At 67.1% G+C, this 16,939-nt stretch carries 16 protein-coding genes; 11 read left to right on the top strand and 5 right to left on the bottom strand.

The features are described 5' to 3' along the window. Positions 1-20: 20 nt before the first annotated feature. Positions 21-482 (bottom strand): ATP-binding protein, encoded by a 462-nt coding sequence (locus ACIBAE_RS05900; RefSeq protein WP_399282600.1) that lies wholly within the window; start codon positions 480-482, stop codon positions 21-23. A gap of 160 nt (positions 483-642) precedes the next feature. On the opposite strand from ACIBAE_RS05900, the gene ACIBAE_RS05895 reads away from it, so the two are divergent. From ACIBAE_RS05895 to ACIBAE_RS05860, 8 genes are all read left to right on the top strand, one after another. After that, positions 643-1,503 carry a Scr1 family TA system antitoxin-like transcriptional regulator gene (locus tag ACIBAE_RS05895; RefSeq protein WP_399282599.1) on the top strand — a complete coding sequence of 287 codons (861 nt, stop codon included), beginning with the start codon at positions 643-645 and terminating at the stop codon, positions 1,501-1,503. After that, positions 1,500-1,703, top strand: a complete 204-nt coding sequence (locus tag ACIBAE_RS05890) for a DUF397 domain-containing protein (protein ID WP_399282598.1) — start codon at positions 1,500-1,502, stop codon at positions 1,701-1,703. The genes ACIBAE_RS05895 and ACIBAE_RS05890 overlap by 4 nt, the downstream gene beginning before the upstream one ends. A gap of 131 nt (positions 1,704-1,834) precedes the next feature. After that, positions 1,835-2,038 (top strand): DUF397 domain-containing protein, encoded by a 204-nt coding sequence (locus ACIBAE_RS05885; protein ID WP_399282597.1) that lies wholly within the window; start codon positions 1,835-1,837, stop codon positions 2,036-2,038. Between the two features lie 142 nt (positions 2,039-2,180). Next, positions 2,181-3,260 (top strand): glycerophosphodiester phosphodiesterase family protein, encoded by a 1,080-nt coding sequence (locus tag ACIBAE_RS05880; RefSeq protein ID WP_399282596.1) that lies wholly within the window; start codon positions 2,181-2,183, stop codon positions 3,258-3,260. A gap of 197 nt (positions 3,261-3,457) precedes the next feature. Next, the gene (locus tag ACIBAE_RS05875) at positions 3,458-4,045 is read left to right on the top strand and encodes a TlpA disulfide reductase family protein (RefSeq protein ID WP_399282595.1); all 588 of its coding nucleotides are present in this window, start codon (positions 3,458-3,460) and stop codon (positions 4,043-4,045) included. A 435-nt stretch (positions 4,046-4,480) separates the two neighbouring features. Then, positions 4,481-4,954, top strand: coding sequence for a hypothetical protein (locus ACIBAE_RS05870; RefSeq protein WP_399282593.1), 474 nt, complete (start codon positions 4,481-4,483; stop codon positions 4,952-4,954). Between the two features lie 213 nt (positions 4,955-5,167). Then, complete coding sequence (locus tag ACIBAE_RS05865; RefSeq protein WP_399282592.1) at positions 5,168-5,902, top strand: translation initiation factor IF-2; 735 nt, start codon at positions 5,168-5,170, stop codon at positions 5,900-5,902. A 135-nt stretch (positions 5,903-6,037) separates the two neighbouring features. After that, entirely contained in the window at positions 6,038-6,301 is a 264-nt protein-coding gene (locus ACIBAE_RS05860; RefSeq protein ID WP_399282591.1) for a GNAT family N-acetyltransferase, read from the top strand. Positions 6,302-6,657: 356 nt separating this feature from the next. On the opposite strand, the gene ACIBAE_RS05855 is transcribed toward ACIBAE_RS05860, so the two are convergent. From ACIBAE_RS05855 to ACIBAE_RS05845, 3 genes are all read right to left on the bottom strand, one after another. Next, positions 6,658-9,765 (bottom strand): GH92 family glycosyl hydrolase, encoded by a 3,108-nt coding sequence (locus ACIBAE_RS05855; protein ID WP_399283046.1) that lies wholly within the window; start codon positions 9,763-9,765, stop codon positions 6,658-6,660. Between the two features lie 612 nt (positions 9,766-10,377). Then, positions 10,378-10,821, bottom strand: coding sequence for a PIN domain-containing protein (locus tag ACIBAE_RS05850; protein ID WP_399282590.1), 444 nt, complete (start codon positions 10,819-10,821; stop codon positions 10,378-10,380). Further along, on the bottom strand, positions 10,818-11,072 hold the full coding sequence (locus ACIBAE_RS05845; RefSeq protein ID WP_399282589.1) for a CopG family transcriptional regulator: 255 nt from the start codon (positions 11,070-11,072) through the stop codon (positions 10,818-10,820). Before ACIBAE_RS05845 ends, ACIBAE_RS05850 begins: the two co-directional genes overlap by 4 nt. Before the next feature lie 121 nt (positions 11,073-11,193). Between ACIBAE_RS05845 and ACIBAE_RS05840 the strand changes: the two genes are divergently transcribed. The 3 genes from ACIBAE_RS05840 (at position 11,194) to ACIBAE_RS05830 (ending at position 13,803) form a co-directional block, all read left to right on the top strand. Continuing rightward, the gene (locus ACIBAE_RS05840) at positions 11,194-11,433 is read left to right on the top strand and encodes a hypothetical protein (RefSeq protein WP_399282588.1); all 240 of its coding nucleotides are present in this window, start codon (positions 11,194-11,196) and stop codon (positions 11,431-11,433) included. A gap of 110 nt (positions 11,434-11,543) precedes the next feature. After that, the gene (locus ACIBAE_RS05835) at positions 11,544-13,415 is read left to right on the top strand and encodes a DNA/RNA helicase domain-containing protein (protein ID WP_399282587.1); all 1,872 of its coding nucleotides are present in this window, start codon (positions 11,544-11,546) and stop codon (positions 13,413-13,415) included. Between the two features lie 259 nt (positions 13,416-13,674). Continuing rightward, the gene (locus ACIBAE_RS05830) at positions 13,675-13,803 is read left to right on the top strand and encodes a DUF6408 family protein (protein WP_266397138.1); all 129 of its coding nucleotides are present in this window, start codon (positions 13,675-13,677) and stop codon (positions 13,801-13,803) included. A 57-nt stretch (positions 13,804-13,860) separates the two neighbouring features. Here ACIBAE_RS05830 and ACIBAE_RS05825 read toward each other — a convergent pair whose 3' ends face one another. Then, positions 13,861-15,990, bottom strand: a complete 2,130-nt coding sequence (locus ACIBAE_RS05825) for a DNA/RNA helicase domain-containing protein (RefSeq protein ID WP_399283045.1) — start codon at positions 15,988-15,990, stop codon at positions 13,861-13,863. Between the last annotated feature and the right edge of the window lie 949 nt (positions 15,991-16,939).

The raw sequence follows: 16,939 nt of genomic DNA, 5'->3' as shown, positions 1-16,939 counted from the left end.
TCGCCGCCGTGTTCGCACGGCTACGCCATCGTGCGCCGGTGCGGCAGATCGACCTCGGCGCGGACCGTCTTGCCGACCGGCACCCGGTCGAGCACCGCCCACCGGGCGGCGAGCGCTTCCACGAGCGGCAGCCCCCGGCCGCCGTCGGCCACGGGCGACGGCGGCGTCAGCTCGCCGGGGTGCGGCGGGCGCCGCTCGCCCCGGGGGTCCGAGACCTCGATGCGCAGGACGTGGGCGCCGAGGCTGACACCCAGTTCGAAGTCGCGCCCCGGCACCCGGCCGTGTGTGACGGCGTTCGCGGCGAGCTCGGCGACGAGCAGGGCAGCGGTGTCGGACAGCTCGGAGCCGTACGGGATGTCCCAGGCGTGCAGCCGGTGCAGGGCCAGATGCCGGGCCAGCCGGGCGCCGCGCGGGGTGGAGCTGAACCGCTGGGTGAACGTACGTACGGTGACCGGCGCTCTGCGGATGAGGGATGGCGTCATGGCGCCACTGTGGGCGGGCCGACCATCGGTGCACCAGGTCAGCGACCCGTACGCTGCGTCAGCGTACGGGTACGCGGGGTGGACATGGTGGGTAACTGACCGTGACCATGGGCGGGTTGTGAGGTGTACGGCGGGGCGGGTGTGCGGGAGGAGTCCTGGTATGACGGACGGTACGGGCGAGATCGGCGGGGCGGGCCCTGTCCCGGGTGGTGGTGAACCGGAGGCCCCTGACAGCCTCAAGGCGTTCGGTGAGGTCGTCAAGGCGTTCCGCAAACGCGCGGGCCTGACGCAGGAGGAGTTCGCCCCGAGGGTGCGGTACTCGGTGCCCACGGTCGCCTCGATCGAACAGGGTCGGCGTTTCCCGCAGCGGGAGTTCGTCGAACGGGCGGAGGAGGTCCTGGACGCGTTCGGCGCGCTGCGCGGGGCGGCCCGCCATCTGTCCCGGCAGCCAGGGCTGGCCAGTTGGTTCCGGCAGTGGGCGCGGCTGGAGACGGAGGCGGTGAGCCTCTACACGTACGAATGCCGTCTGCTGCCGGGGCTGCTGCAGACGGAGGCGTACGCGCGCACGCTGTTCGTGAACCAGTTGCCGCCGCTCGGCGACGACCAGATCGAGGCGCAGTGGGTGGCACGGTCGGAACGGCAACGGCTGCTGCGGGAACGGCCGAACACGGCGTACAGCTTCCTCCTGGAGGAGCAGGTGTTCCTGCGGCGGACGGGCGGGACGGAGGTGACGCGGGCGCTGATCGAGCATGTGCTGGAGATCGCCGGACTCCGGAACGTGGAGGTGCAGGTGATGCCGCTGGTGCGGGAGAACCACGCGGGGCTGGACGGTCCCATGCAACTGCTGGAGACGCCGGAGAACCGGTGGTTCGCCTACTGCGAGGGCCAGCGCGGTGGTCTGTTCATTTCTGACTCGAAAGAGATCAGCGTCCTCCAGATGCGGTATGCCAGGATGCGCTCACAGGCTCTCTCCCTCGAAGACTCCGTGAGCCTGTTGCAGCGGATGCGAGGATCGCGATGAGTACGACCGAACTGGCCTGGTTCAAAAGCAGCTACAGCAGCGGCGGTGACGGAGACTGCGTCGAGGTAGCCCTTTCCGTCCACAGTTCCGAGCAGCCCAACACCGTCCACGTCCGGGACTCCAAGATGGGGCAAGGCCCGCGACTGGCCCTCGGCGCGACGGCGTGGACCCGCTTCCTGTCGTACGCGGGGCGTGCCTGAGTGCCTGGTGCGTTTTGTCCGCCCGCTCGGAAGCGTTCCGGGGCGGGCGGACGCCACACAAGACTCGCCGGTGCCTTCATGGGCTCTCCCTGGAAGACTCCGAACCAGCCGCAGTGGATGTGAGGATCGCGATGAGCAGGACCGAACTGGCTTGGTTCAAGAGCAGCTACAGCGGCGGCTCGGGTGACGACTGTGTCGAGGTCGCCCTCTCCTGCCGCGACACCGACCGCGCGGACGCCGTCCACGTCCGGGACTCCAAGGTGCGGCAAGGCCCGCAACTCTCTCTCCGGACGGCGACGTGGAACCGCTTCCTGTCGTACGCGGGGCACGCCTGAGCGCCTGGTACGCACGAGCGTCCCCGCCCCGAAGCATCGTTTCCCAGAGGTTCACGATCGCCTCATGACGAGGCTTCGTACCGTCCCGGTCCGCGACCTAGCGTCAGGAGGTCTCTTTGGTCCGAAGTATTCGAGGTTCACCATGCTCCGCAGGCACGCAGCTGCCGCGCTGGCCGTTGTGCCCGTGCTCGCCTTCCCGGCCGGCGCCCAGGCCGCCAGCGTCCACGACGACCACCGCGTTCCGTCCCAGAAGGCCCACTTCGACCTCCAGGCCCACCGCGGCGGCATCGGCATGACCACCGAGGAATCCCTCCAGGGTTTCGCCAAGGCCATGCGCCTGGGTGTGACCACCCTGGAACTGGACACCCACGTCACCAAGGACCAGAAGGTCGTCGTCAACCACGACCGGCAGATCAGCGCGCAGAAGTGCGCGGACACCGGTCCGGTCAGGGCGGGTGACCCGATGTACCCGTACGTCGGCAAATACATCAAGGACCTGACGCTGGCCCAGATCAAGACCATGGACTGCGGCTATCAGCAGCTGCCCGGCTTCCCCCAGCAGGAGCAGGTCAAGGGCTTCCGCATGGTGGAGCTCAAGGACGTCCTCAACCTGGTCAAGAGCTACCACGCCGACAAGGTCAAGCTGAACATCGAGACCAAGGTCGAGGCCGGCGCCCCCGAACAGACCGCGCCGCGTGAGGTGTTCGTACGCCGCGTCTACGAGGAGATTCACCGCTCGGGCATCGAGAAGCAGGTGACGGTCCAGTCCTTCGACTGGGGTGCCCTGAAGGCGATGCACAAGCTCGCGCCGAAGTACCCGCTGGTGGCGCTGACCAACTACGACTTCCTTGAGGTCGGCAAGCCCGGAGCCTCCCCGTGGCTCGGTGGCATCGACGCCGACGACTACGACGGCGACTTCGTCAAGGCCGCCTCCGCCATCCCCGGCGTCACGACCCTGTCCCCCGTCTACGGCATGCCGCAGAACGGAACGGTCGCGGACCCGGGCTTCACCTTCTACGTCAACAAGAAGATGGTCGCCGACGCCCACAAGCGCGGCCTGACCGTCGTCCCCTGGACCTGTGACGACGGCGCCACCATCGAGGCCCTGATGGACATGGGCATCGACGGCCTCATCACCAACTACCCGGACCACGTACGCGACATCATGGCCAAGCGCGGCATGCACCTGCCCAAGGCATATCCCGCACCCCGCCACCACTGACAGCGGAGCGCGCGGGGCACGGTCCGGGATCTGCCTTGTCGGCTCCCGTGACCGGGCTCCGTGCCGCCTCGCCGCCTTTCCGGGTGTCCCGGTCTGCGACGGGCCGGCTCCAGGACCCGTTTGGTCAGCTGCCGCCCGGCCGCTTCCCCGGCCCGAGTGGGTGACTCTCTCTCAACTCCCCATGGGAAACTCGTCACATGACCCTCAGGCCCGTCGCCCGTGCGGTCGCACTGACCGCGATCGTCTCTCTTGGTTCCCTCTCTCTGTCCGCCTGTGGCAGCGGAAAGTCCGGGGGCGGTGACCAGGCGAACTACGTAACGGGCACGGACGGCATCGCAGCGGTTGCCAAGGGAGAGCGGAAGCCTGTCGGCCCGATCAAGGGCGAGACCCTTCAAGGCAAGCACTTCGACGTCGCCGGCTTGCGAGGAAAGATCGTCGTGATCAATGTCTGGGGCTCCTGGTGCCCGCCATGCCGGGCTGAAGCTCCTTACCTCAACAAGGTCGCCAAGGAAATGAAGAACGAGGGTGTCGAATTCATCGGCATAAACACCCGAGATAGCGACAAGGGTCCGGCCAAGGCATTTGAAGACGATTTCAATATTTTATACCCGAGCCTGTACGATCCGATCGGAAAAATACTCCTGCCGGGATTCCCCAAAGGAACAGCGACCCCTCAGGGCCTTCCACCCACTATCACCCTGGACCGAAATGGCAAGATAGCGGCCAGGGTATTCGGCGCAATCGACGACAACAAATTGCACGACCCCCTGGTCAGCGAGAACTGACCCACCCAGTCCCTCGATCGCTGTTCGCCCTCGAAGCGATCGGCCCGCGGCGGCATCGCGACACCGAACCGCCTCGCGAACCATTGTGAGACACGCGGCCACGACGGCCCTCAGTGGCGAAATTGCGGCCTACAGGAATTTCGCACCACTCTCGACTTTTCACGACGGCTCGCCCGTCAACTGGCGGGCCTTTCAGTTCTGGGGCAGCGCAGCCCGGGTGACCGGTCCAAGAACTCAAGCCAGGCGTGGGCTGCCTCCGGCGGCAGCTCCTCGCGTGCCGGCGGTTCGGGGGGGATGTGGTCGCCGGCTGCTTCGGAGCGCCTCACAGGGACCCGTCGAGCTGTTCGCCGACCCACGCGGCCGGGTTCCACCACGTCACGCCAGCCTTCCTCCCGTAAGGTAAGGCTTTCGATGAGGTGGCGGGGGGCAAGCGTTTTGGATGTCACCGTCCAGTGGATACGGACGTCCTGGACGAAGGAGTCCCGGGGAGGAAAGGCCGCGGCTCGCCGGAACGCGGTCCCGGTCGGCTTTCGTATCCCGGATATGCCGCCTTCGGTCGCGCATGTGGTTCGCCTACATGAGCGAGACGGCTTCGCTCCCTGTGACGGCCAGGAAGACTTGCGGAAGGTAGACGTCCAGCTCCGAAAAGACGACGGTCGGCTGCGTGTCCTTCCCCGGGTCCAGCCCCTGTTTGCCATACCACCTCGGCCACGACGGCCCCCCGCTGTGCGCCTTGTCCCCGGTCAGTGGGTCCGCTGGCAACTCAACTACCGTTTCAGCAGCGCGGCGGGAGTGCGGGGCTGGTCGTACTGGCTAGACACGTTCAACATCGCTTACGGCCCGGTAGAAGCCGATGTGTTCTTGTCTCCGCCCACGATGCTCGTCGATGAGCGAGGACCAGTCCGATAGCCCCACCGGGGAGTGATCACGCACTGCAGAATTCGGCTTTCCCGTCGGAATGGGCGGGGTACCCAGGGTCCGCCGGAAGCTTCTGTGCGACATCACCGGTCCCAACGCCGAGGCGCCCACGTCTGATCGCCGTACCGGCTGAGTACGGTCACCCGTGCCGGTATGAGTACGCGAGCCGTTGCCCGCCGCGCGCGGCACCGGAAGGATGGACACATGCGCCGACTACTGCTCCTCGTACCGCTGTTGCTGTTCACCGCCGGCTGCGGGGTGGTGCAGTCCTCCGAGGGCGAGGCGACGGACGAAGCACGGGAGGTGGCCAGGAAGGCGGGCGAGCGGCTCTACAGCCGGCGTCCGCGCACGGCGGAGGAAGTGGGGCGCTCCGCCTCCGGCATCGACGGGGTGGAGGTACTGCGGCTGACGGGTACGTCGACACACGACGGGGACGGCGTCGACGTGGTCGTCCGCACGACCGGCTCGGCGTACAACGAATGGCTCGACCCTGACGTGGTCACCGTGCGGCGCTGTTTCACGGTGCGGGTGTCGCCCAAGTCGGAGTGGCGTGAGGATCCCCGTGACGTGGACTGCCCGGATAGCCCTGCGCTGACCTTCGCCCCGCCACTCGAACCGCCCCGGCTGCCGTACGAGGAGCTCCGCGCGAAACTTCCCCGGGTGCCGGAGAACGGCCGGGTGGACGAGGCCGAGGTGCGCCGTACGCTCGCTGCCCTGGATCTGCATCCGGCGATCCGTACCGAGGTGAAGGCGGATGGCGGACGGGTCGGCGTTCTCCTGTTGGTCAGGGGCAACGGCTTCGACCCGCAGGACTGCCTTCTTGCCCGCGTGGACCCCGGCGCCACTGAGGTGTGGGTGCCGTCCCGGATCCAGCGGATGCCAGGAGAGGGCGGCTGCACCGTCGACAACGCCTTGGACCCGCAACCGCCACCGCACTGAACGGGGTGCCTGACTCCCTCGGGGCACCGGCCCGCGTACCCCACGGCGACCTTCGGAGTCACACAGCAGCTAAAGGGCTCTGACCCCGGAGAACTCCATCGCGGCCGTATTGGCGCCTTGGACAGTGTCAACGGCATGGCTGAGACGGAGCGTGGCGTCGGCTCCGCACGGCTGCACGACCTGTTCGTCGTCCCGCGGTGGCGCCGTCGCGGCGTCGCGAGCGCGCTGTTCGGTCAGGTCGGGCAGTGGGCCGAAGCACTCCCTGAATACAGCTGTCTGGAGTGGCGGTCCTCGCCTGCGGGCCTGGCCTTCTACGAGCAGATGGGCCCTGTGGGAAATGAGGCCGACGATTCCGCCACGTACCCGTTCTTCGAGATCAAGGCTCGACGCGATCGGTGACTCTCTGACGAACCGGGTTTGACCGTCGGAGAGTTGAGGTCGCGCCGACCGGCCCTTGTGTCGTTGCGAGCCGCACTGTCGAGCTGCTATTTCGGACACGCGGGCACCGGGCCGCACCTCGGCGGAGGAGCACGCCTTATCCGCGCCGGAAGAGACTCCGGGGCCGGCCGAGGCGGTCGACCGGAATGTAGCGGCGCCGCGACGAACCTCGACGTCCGGCTTCACGTACCACCTCTTGGTGGTCTTCACGTTCGTATGTCCGGCCCACCACGCGGGATGTGATCTGGTAGGCCGCTGTTGGCAGGGCCTGTCCTGCGGATATCCGCAGGACAGGCCCTGGCGCGAGGCTCTGCGACTCAGTTGACGTCGTTGTCGTCCGGGCAGAGGTGGAGGGCGAGGACGTTGTCACCGGAGACGGCGACATGGACACTGCCGACAGTCCCGGTGTCGCCGCTGTTGACGAGCCGGAAGTCGGTACTGCCGTTCTCGGCGTTGTGGAATGCCGCGTCGTCCAGGGTGAACGTCGCGGTCTTCCAGGTGTCGGTGCCGGTCTTGGCCACCGAGGCCGAGCGCTTGAAGGCTTCGGTCGTGGAGTCGTACTGCATGCTCCAGCTGCCGGTGCCGTGGTCGTAGTAGTCGACCGTCACCGTCGCCTTGTAGGCACCGCCGGGGACGATGGCGTTGTCGACGTCGAAGTACTCGAACGGCGAACCATCCGTCGTGGAGCGCCCCTCGCGGCCGCCCACGGTGACCGGCGTGGTGTGCCCGTCACCGTTGTCGCGCCGCCGCAGCCCGCATTCGGTGTCGGTCGCACCCAGGGTGTCGCAGGCGGTCGCAGCGCCGTCGGCGGCCGGTACGGTCGCCACGACGGTACCGCCGGGCAGGGTCGTACCGTCGGCCGTACGGAAGGTGACCTTGACCGGGTGGTAGCCCGACGGTGTGCCCTTCGCGACCTTGATCGTGACAGGTGCCTTGGCGGTGGCCGTGTGGCTGAGGTCCAGCGTGCCCGACGACGGGGTCACGCTCACCCCCGCGACATCGGAGGTGGCCGTCCAGCGGACCTTGCCCGCGTGCCCGGCGAGCTCGGAAGCGCCGACGACGGCCGGCAGGCTGGTGCCGCCGGGTGTCACCTGACTACCGGTCGGGGTGACATAGCCGACCGCCGGTACCTCACCGGTCCTGTAGGACGGCGGCGCTGCCTTCGCGCCGGTGGCCCAGTGGGTGTCGGGCCGGGTGGAGAGGCTGATGTCGAGGGTGCCGCCACGCGTGGCGAACGAGGCGGGCAGGCCCGTCGACTCGTACGGCTTGCCGTCCAGCTTCATCCCGGTGATGTACGGCGCGTTGTCGGCGGCGGCCGGCGCGTTGATGGTGATCTTCTTGCCGTTGCCCAGGCTGATCACGGCCCGCTTGAACAACGGGCTGTTGAGGGCGAGGGTCGGGGTGCCGGGGGTGGCCGGCATCATGCCGAGCGCCGCCCACACGTACTCGGAGGACAGGGCGCCGTTGTCGTCGTTGCCCGGCAGGCCGTCCGGCGCCGTGGTGAACAGCTCGGTCTCGAAGCGCCGGGCGAGCTCCTGGGTCTTCCACGGCTGGCCGACGTAGTCGTAGGCCCAGGGCGCCGTGGTGTCGATCTCGTTGCCCGCCCAGTCGTACGGTTCGTTTCCACCGGGATTGAGCTTGGTGAAGAAGTCGTCCAGACGCGGAACGGCCTTCTCCTTGCCGCCCATCGCCGCCACCAGGCCCGCCATGTCCTGCTGGACGGACCAGTTGTACTGGGCGGCGTTGCCCTCGTCGTAACCGTCCTGCCCGAACGCGCCCTCCGGCGGTGTCTGGAAGCCCGGCCCCGCGGGGAAGGCGCCGTTGTCGTCGCGCGGGCGCAGATAGCCGGTCGACGGGTCGTAGATGTTCTGCCAGTTGTTGCCGCGCTTCGCGTACTCGGCCTGCGTCCTGCGATCGCCGATCGAGGCGGCGAGCTGCGAGATGGCGAAGTCGTCGGTCGCCCACTCCAGGGTCTCCGAAGCGCCCTGAAGTCCGTGATCGCCTTGCGAGGTGGCGTTGTTGGGCGCGTAGCCGAGCCGGACGTAGTCCTCGACGCCGGGCCGCTCGATCCAGCCCCAGCCGACACTCTCCGAGCGCGTCGCGCCCTTCTTCATGATGGGCAGCGCGTCGCGGACATTGACACCACGGGCGCCGAACGCCACGTACTGGGCGAACAGCGGTACTCCGTTGTCGCCGTTCATCACGTTGCCGGTCACGTTCTGCGACGGCCATTTCGGCCACCAGCCGCCCTGCTGCTGGGCGTCCCGCAGCAGCGAGTTGGCCATGTCGCCGGTCTCCCGCGGATAGAGCATCGCCTGGAGGGGAGCGAGCGAGCGGTAGATGTCCCAGTCGGAGAAGTGCGCGTACTGGGTGTGGCCCGCGGGTACCTGGCGGATTTTGTCGTCGAAGCCGATGTAGCGGCCGTCCACGTCGTTGAAGACGCTCGGCGACTGCAGCGAGCGGTACAACGAGGTGTAGAAGGTGGTCAGTTCGTCAGCCCTGCCACCGCCGACATCGACCTTCAGCAGCGCGTCACGCCAGGCGGCACGGGTCTGTGCCTGCACCCGCTCGACGTCCCAGCCGGGTATCTCGGAGGCCGAGTTCCTGGCCGCGCCCGCCGTGCTCACGTACGACATACCGACCTTGGCGGTCACCGTGTCGGCGGGCGCCTTGCCTGCCGGGGTGTCGAAGGTCAGATACGCGCCGGAGCCCGGCCCTGTCGCACTCGACGAGCCCGGCGTGACCGTACCGCCCTGCCAGGTGCCGTGCGCGGTGAACGGGCGGTTGAACGTGATGTCGAAGTACATCGTGTACTTGCTGTTGTTGCACAGCCCGTGCGGAGTGGTGGTCCCGGACAGCTCGTGGTCGTTGACCACCCGGACATCGGCTGCCAGGTCACCGCCGAGGCTGGTGCCCGACTTGACCAGCACCTGCGCCTGGCTGCCGGCCGGATAGCGGAAGGAGGCCAGACCGGACCTGGTGGTGGCCCCCAGCTCGGCCCGCACGTTCGAGTCGGCCAGCCTGACGGCGTACGAGCCGGCCGCGGCGTGCTCGTCGTCGTGCGAGAAGTGCTCGGTCCTGGCGGCCGGGTTGTCCCCCACAGGACCGGTAATCGGCAGGATCGGTATGTCACCGAACGAGGAACAGCCGCCCGAGAAGTGGTTGAGGCTGAAGCCTTTGATCGTCTTGGCGTCGTACGAGTAACCGGTGGGACCCGACTCGGTGTCGGGGCTGAACTGCATCATCCCGAACGGCGCCGTCACACCGGGAAAGGTGTTCTCCCAGTCGACGCCCTTCCGGGTGCCGATCAACGGATCGACGTAGCCCGTCGGATCAGCGACTAACTGAACCTGTTCCGCACGTGCCGGGGCGTCGGCGATCGCCGCTGACAACGGGACGGCCGTCGCACAGGCCGCCAGTGCCATCGTCGCGATCCCGAATGTGCTCCATCTGCCGATTGGTCGATGCACCTTGGACCCTTCGTCTACCGCCTGAGCCGGCGCGTCTGTCGGTCGCACGCCGTGAACGCGCCCGTGACATCGTTGTCACGTCCGTCGGCAGTCTGATCCGGCCGTGATCGCCCGTCAAGGGTGCCGGTCGGGCGTACACGGCTGGAGAGCGCTGTCACGTGATGAAGTTCGGGGGCGGCCCTACCGCCCCCGAACGAGGACTACTTGAGGAGCCGCATCGAATTCGACAACGCCCGCGCAGGGGCCTGGAGCGATCATTCACGGCAGGCGCCCGACGACTCGTCGTATCCGCGCACCACTCCCCGACCATCGCCGCACCACGTGGCTCAGAAGCCAACGTTTTGACTGCTCGGCAGAGCCGTTTGCCCGTACCCCCAGCAGGCGAAGAACCTGCTGGACGCTCCACAACCCGCAGCTCCCGCGCGGTCAGAAGCGCGTCCGACCAGCGACTCAAGCGACTGACGAGCCATCAGAGCGAGCGTCGAATGAGCGCCACGAGAGCGAGCGTCACGAGAACGAGCGTCACGGCCGTCGAAGACGACGCACCCCAGGCACACGCCGTCAGCTTCAGAGGGGCAGATCGTCGGGCATTACCCGGAACGCCTTGTGACGGCCCAACGGACGCACCGCGCGGAAGTCGCGACGGTCGAGGGTGAGGACGGCGTCAGTGTCGTAGTCGGCAGCGAGAGCCACGTTCACAGCGTCCGCCAGATCCAGGTCGAGGTCGCGATAGCGAGCGCGCACGGACTGGGCGACCCCCAAGTGGTCTTCCGTGATCTCGGGAACGGCGACGCGGCCACGGCGCATCCAGTTACGGATGTCGTCGACCGCACTGAGCGCCGCTGCGCGACCGAGTTCCCGGGTGGCGACGTGATCGATCTCGGCGAGCAGCAACGGCGACATCACCAGGAGCCCGGCGGCCATGATGGCTTCGTTCGACGCCTGGTGCTCAGGGTGGGTGGAGTCGAGCGCCGCGATGAGCCCGGACGTGCCCGCGATGACGATGATCACGCAGCAGTCCCGGTCTCCCGGCGCACGGCGTCCGCGACGGCGTCACGCACCTCGCGCTTGACGGGGGCGTGTCCGGCCCCCTCGAAAGTGCGGGAGAAGAGGGGCTCGTCCCAGACGCGGTTGGCCATGGCTGCGAGGTGGATACCCTGGCGGATGATCTCCGCCTCACTGATGCCGCGCCGCTTGGCTGCCTCCTTGATGATCGCGAGGTCTTCCGGGTCGGCGTAGACGTTGGTTCGCTTCATGGACATGTACCAAGACTAGCGTATGTACCAGATTGATGTATGCACTCATGCCGCGAATGGCGGCACGGTGCGGGGCCATACCGCAGGGCGCCCCGCCGTACAGCAAGCCAACCGCCATGGTCGTGTCATGGCTGACGACGAACCGAGCTCTCCCCCGGCGACGGCCCCAGCCGCGGCATCTTCCGTCTCGCTCACCTCCGGCATCCTGCGGGCGATCCGGGATCGGGTGGGCGAGCGGAGCGTCTCCGCCTACTTGGAGAAGGCCACGCAGCGGCAGATCGAGCGCGACCGTGAGATCCACGAGCGGTTCACCGCCGCCCGGATCGCGACAGAGAGGTCAGGGCGCATGATCCACGTCCTGTTCTAAAATGGCTCAGACCATCTCAGCGGCCCGACGGGCTTCCGCTCCACCTCAGTGGAACCGAAGGACATGCCCCCACCCGCACGAGCCACTTCGTGCTGCCTGGGGGCACTTCCTTGCTGTTCCGTGAGTCCGCGGCGTCGTTGGCCAACCGCACCCACCTTGAAGGACGACTTGCCGAGCTCCTGAGCGAAAACTTCCTGCACAAACACCGTCATCGCCCCCAGCCCTCCGAAGTGCGTTCCTGGGAACGCAGCATCCCGGCGCTCACCAACGCGCTCATCGAAGCCGGGCTCGGCGAAGTCGAGATGATGCTCGAGTACGCGCTGCCCCTCACCAGCAAGCGCGCGGACGTGATACTTGCCGGCGTTCATCCGAGTACCGGAGAGCCCTCGTACGTGGTGGTCGAGCTGAAGCAGTGGAGCGAGGCCTATCCGGAGGACGACGATCCGCTGCTGTGCCGCATCGACGCCTACCCGGATCCGGTCCTCAACCCGATCGAGCAGGTGCGCGGCTACTGCGACTACCTCATCTCGTTCAACGGTGCGTTGGAACGGATCCCCGACTCTGTCGCGGGAGTCGCCTTCCTGCACAACGCGACCGACTTCGGCGTGGCGGGGCTCCGCGCCGTCGTGGAAGACGATCGGGGCCGGATGTTCACCGGCGACCAGCGCGGAGCCTTCATCGGCTACCTGCGCTCCAAGCTGGCGGCGAAGCCGGGTGCCGAGGCAGCCGACGCCTTGCTGCAGGGTAAGGTCCGACCTTCACGGCAACTGATGGCTGTTGCCGCCGAAGAGGTCCGCAATCGGGAGCAGTTCGTACTGCTGGACGAACAGCGGCTCGCCTACGAAACGGTCATGTCCGCAGTGCGACAGGCCCGGCGGTCCAACCGCAAGCAAGTCGTCGTCGTGGCCGGCGGGCCTGGCTCCGGTAAGAGCGTGATCGCCCTCTCCCTGCTGGGCGACCTCTACCGGCGCGGTGTGCCGGCTCTGCACGCCACCGGTTCGCAGTCCTTCACCAAAACGATGCGCAAGGTCGCGGGTGCCCGCAAGCCCGAGGTCCAACGGCTCTTCCGCTACTTCAACAGCTTCATGGAAGCGGAGCCGAACGACCTCGACGTGCTGGTCTGCGACGAGGCACACCGCCTCCGCAGGACCTCCGCCAACCGGTACACAAAGGCCACGCTGCGGACCGGCCGACCGCAGGTGGCCGAGCTGATGGACGCCGCCCGGGTTCCGGTGTTCCTGCTGGACCAGCACCAGGTGGTGCGTCCGGGTGAAATGGGAACCGTGGAACAGATCCAGGCAGCCGCGGCCGAACAGGGGCTGGACTGCACGGTGGTCACGCTCGACAGCCAGTTCCGCTGCGGTGGCAGCGAGGCCTACCTGCGGTGGGTGGTCGACCTTCTGGGGCTCGAAGGAACCGCGCCCACCCCGTGGGAGCCCGATGACAAGGTGCAGCTCTTGACCGCCGACAGTCCCCGGGAGTTGGAGGGCTTCCTGGCTGCGCGACGGTCCCAGGACTACGGTGCGCGCATCTCCGCGGGCTACTGCTGGAAGTGGACGACAAAGGTCACGTCCAGCATGCACACCCTGCCCACCGACGTGGTCGTCGGCGACTGGGCCAGGCCGTGGAATCTCTTCGGCGACCGCGCCCTGCTCGGCGCCCCGCCGGCGCCCCTCTGGGCCACCGACCCTGCCGGGTTCGGACAGATCGGGTGCGTCTACACCGCCCAAGGCTTCGAGTATGACTGGTCGGGTGTGATCATGGGCCCGGACCTCGTCTGGAGAACCGACCACTGGGTCGTGGACCGCAACGCCTCCAAGGACCCGTCCTTCACCAAGGCCACGTCCGACGAGGATGTGGACCGCCTGGTCCGCAACACCTACAAGGTGCTCCTGACCCGCGGCATGGTCGGCACGGTCATCTACTCGACGGACCCCGAAACGCGCAAGAAGCTCCGCTCACTGATCCCTTCCGCGCTCTGACCCTCGCGAGCACCGGATCGCACCCGATCCGCGGCCAGCACATGCCGCTGTGAAATCCGCACCTCCGCGGCGGCTCAGGAGATAACATGATCGCGCTGCGCACCTTTCCCGGAAGGTACGAGGCTGTGGTTCCTGAGTTCGCCCCGAAGCGCTGTGGGTGAGGAACGGTTGTGCCCGTCGTGTGGTGACACACGACGTGAGCGTGGATGCCCGGTAGGGCGTCCCCCTGCCATTCCGATCTCACTGCTTTGGAGTGGCCATGACCTCGGTCGAGTGCAAGCGTGCGCGTCGTGAACGGATCCGCGAGGTCCTGATCGACATCGCCTCCGCAGTCGTCTCCAACCTGTTGGTGGCGGCCCTGATGGCGATCGCAGGTCTGCTCTTCTAGTGCGGGCCCAGTGGCGGGCCCGGTGAGCCCGCCACCTCTCTCATGCGTCGGCTCTCGTCAGAACAGCCTCATTTCCGGGGTCTGCGATCCCTGACCCTTCTGGCGTTTCCCCTTGCTCTTGCCCCGCCCTCGATTTCGGCCCGGCCTGGGCAGATGAGGTGTGCGTGCCTCCACCGGCAGGTTCTCCCAACTGGGCCGCAGACCATGGATCTCGACCCTGCCCACAAGCTTCTTGAGGTAGTCCCGGGTCTCCTGGTCCGTGGAGTACAGCACGGTGGCACGACTGGCCCGGGTCATCAGCACGTGGTATGCGTGCCGGACGAGGCGCGCGAACTCGTCGTCGTCGACACTGCCGGCCTTCACCTTCGGATCCAACGAACCAGGCTCCGAGACCCGCTTCACGCCCGGCTCCGCGGTCTTGATCTCCTTGCCCCGCCGAAAGACCCACTGGTCACCGCGGCGCACCATGTCATCCCCCATGAGCACACCGCACCAGTCCCATTCGAGTCCCTGTGCGGTGTAAACGCAGCCGATCTGGCCGAGGCCGTTCTCGTGCACGGACCAGATCTTCGACGGTGGTGCGTCGTCCTCGCAGAAGCTGTCGCTGTCCGCGTTCCAAGGCCGGAACCACTCGCCGATACGGACGTCAGCCTCGAGCCTTCGCTCCTTACCCAGCGGCTTCGTCCACGGCCAGCAGTAGCCCGCGACCATGCGCGCGGACGCACCGGCGAACGCTTCCGTGCGAATGATCTCTTCGAGTTCCTCCGGGGTATCCGCCACTTCGATGTGCATCAGTCCGTCAGGGCGCCACTTACCGGGGTCCTCGCCCGTCACGCCGAGCAACGCCTTCACCCAACGGACATAGGCGTCACTGCCCCCGCATCGGAACTGTTTCCTCAACTTGTACTCGACGACAAGAGCGTCGTGCCGTTCAGCCGCTTCCTTGATCAGAGCAACCGTTCCGACTTCGTTCGGTCTCACGGACTGCCCCTCGTCCAGAAAGAACACCGTCAAGCGGGACGCGGCCAGGAGTTCGTCCACCTGCGGGCCCGTGCCCTGCTCCTCGGGCTTCCAGAATCGGCTGGTCGACCGGTTTCGGAGCCGGTGCGCTTCGTCGCAGATCAGCACGTCCAAGAGCGGGTCTGGCGGGGTGACGAACCCGCTGAAGTAGGTGAACGTCTCCCTGAACTGCCGATCCCCGTAGCCGACGTGTTCCTGGAGGGCGCCGTTGAAGGCCCGGCTGCCACTGGCGTATTTGACCGTACGCCCCTGGGCCTCCAGCTCTGCCTTGATCTGCAGGCCGATGGCGCTCTTCCCTGTTCCCGCCCCACCCGTCACGAGAAAGACCACACGCCGTTCATCCGGCACCAGCGCCGGATGGGCCGGATCCGGTAGGACCTTCGACGCGGTCTCCAGAACTTGGTCCGCGACCTTCTTCTGCCGCCCTCGCAGAGTGAAGACGGTGTCGGCTCCGCGCGACCAGATCATGGCATCGAGCAGCGGGGTATTGCGCAAGCCCATGCTCTGCAGCATTCTCTCGGCCATGGAGGCCGCGCCTTCTTCGGCGAAGTTCGTCCTGAGATCGGACAGCAACCGCTCGCGTCGGTCACGCGTGTACACGCGGGCGTAGGATCCTGTTGGCGCATCCACATCGATCAGACTGCGTACGGATTCATCGGTGGCGTTGTGCAAGTACGCGAAACCGCCGCATTCGAAGTCGGCGCCCTGAAAGGGACCCCGGAGGCTGGTGAACGCCTCGTAGTACGCCTCCAATTGGAGCGTCGGATGCTTCTTCCCCTTTTCGATGCCCGGCACGTGGAGAAGTCCCGCAGCCGCCCGTTCCACCCGGCTCACGGTTGACCAGCGTTTCAGCTCGACCAACTGGACGGAGGGCACGTGACGCTCCGGGTGGCGGCCCACCAGAACGACGTCGATGAGGCGGGGATCACCAGGGCAGACCGCCTCATCGATCGTGGCCGCACACTCGACGATCATCTCTACAGTGCCCCGTCCCGCCGCGACCAGGTCGTTCGCGAGGCTCACGAGGCTCTCCGCCCATGCGGAACGCTCCGACTCCGAGGCATCCGCTCCCCGGAAGTACCGCCAACGGGCGGCAAGGTGCGGCACCATCCGGTCTCGCGAATCAAGTGTGAGCAGATCCTGCGCCGACAGTCGCAGAAGGAGCATGGACACGAGGTGGTTCCCCCAGGGCACGAGTGACTCGTGCGGGTGGGGGCATGTCCTGTCCAGGAAGCCCGTCGGGCCGCAATTCGGTTGGGGTGATCCTAGACGGGCCCCGGCCTGCCGAAATACGCGCGGGAACGCCTCAGCACGGGCGGCTAGGCCAGTACAGGCACTCGTACGCCCGGCGGCCACGTCCTCGGATGATCGCGAAATGACCAGCAACCGTCACAGGCCGACTAGCAAGCGTCCGGGGCGGCCACCAACGAACGACTGCGAGCCTAGCCACCACAAGCGGCCATGCCTACATCTGTCCGAATCTTCATCGTCGCCTGCCACCCTCTTCCCCTTCCACCCCCGCCGGGCGGAGTACGACTGGGAGCATGCCCGTGAGGCATTCGCACGGTGGGGAGTTCAGGTGCCACGACAACTCGACGAACGGCAGCAACAGGTGCTGCAATGGGTCGCCAGAGGCTGCACTGAAGGCGTGTCGGAGGGAACCGGGCACAAACTCAGCTGCCAAGCCCTACACAGCCGCGGACTGGTCAAAGTCTCCAAGCATCAGGGGCGATGGTCCATCGCCCTCACCAAGGCCGGCCGGCGATACCCGGACCACGGATCTCATGTGCCCGAACAATCTCCCGAACCTCGCGCCAGCGACCTGCAGCCGTTCCTGCTCGGAAGGAACCCCTACGGTCCCAGCTACTAGCCCCTCCAATTGTCACGGAGCGCATTCGGAGAGAGAAGGTAGAGCTCGGTCCTGACACCGACCGACTCGGTCGCCCACTAGCCTCGAAGTTTCATGACGGTCCGCCGATGGAGTCGGTGGACCGTTTTCGTGCCGTGGGCTGAGAGTGGGTAGGTGGAGGGCCCGAGTGTCGTCTCGGGGAGGCGCCGGGTTCCACTGCTCCGGTGTGGGTCTGCTGTCGTGGGGACGGGAAAGTTGCTGGTCAGC

This window comes from Streptomyces sp. NPDC051569 (assembly GCF_044454085.1).
In the GTDB taxonomy this organism is placed as follows: Bacteria; Actinomycetota; Actinomycetes; order Streptomycetales; family Streptomycetaceae; genus Streptomyces.
The sequence above is the reverse complement of the archived record's forward strand: the minus strand, read 5'-3'. Positions and strand labels throughout refer to the sequence as shown.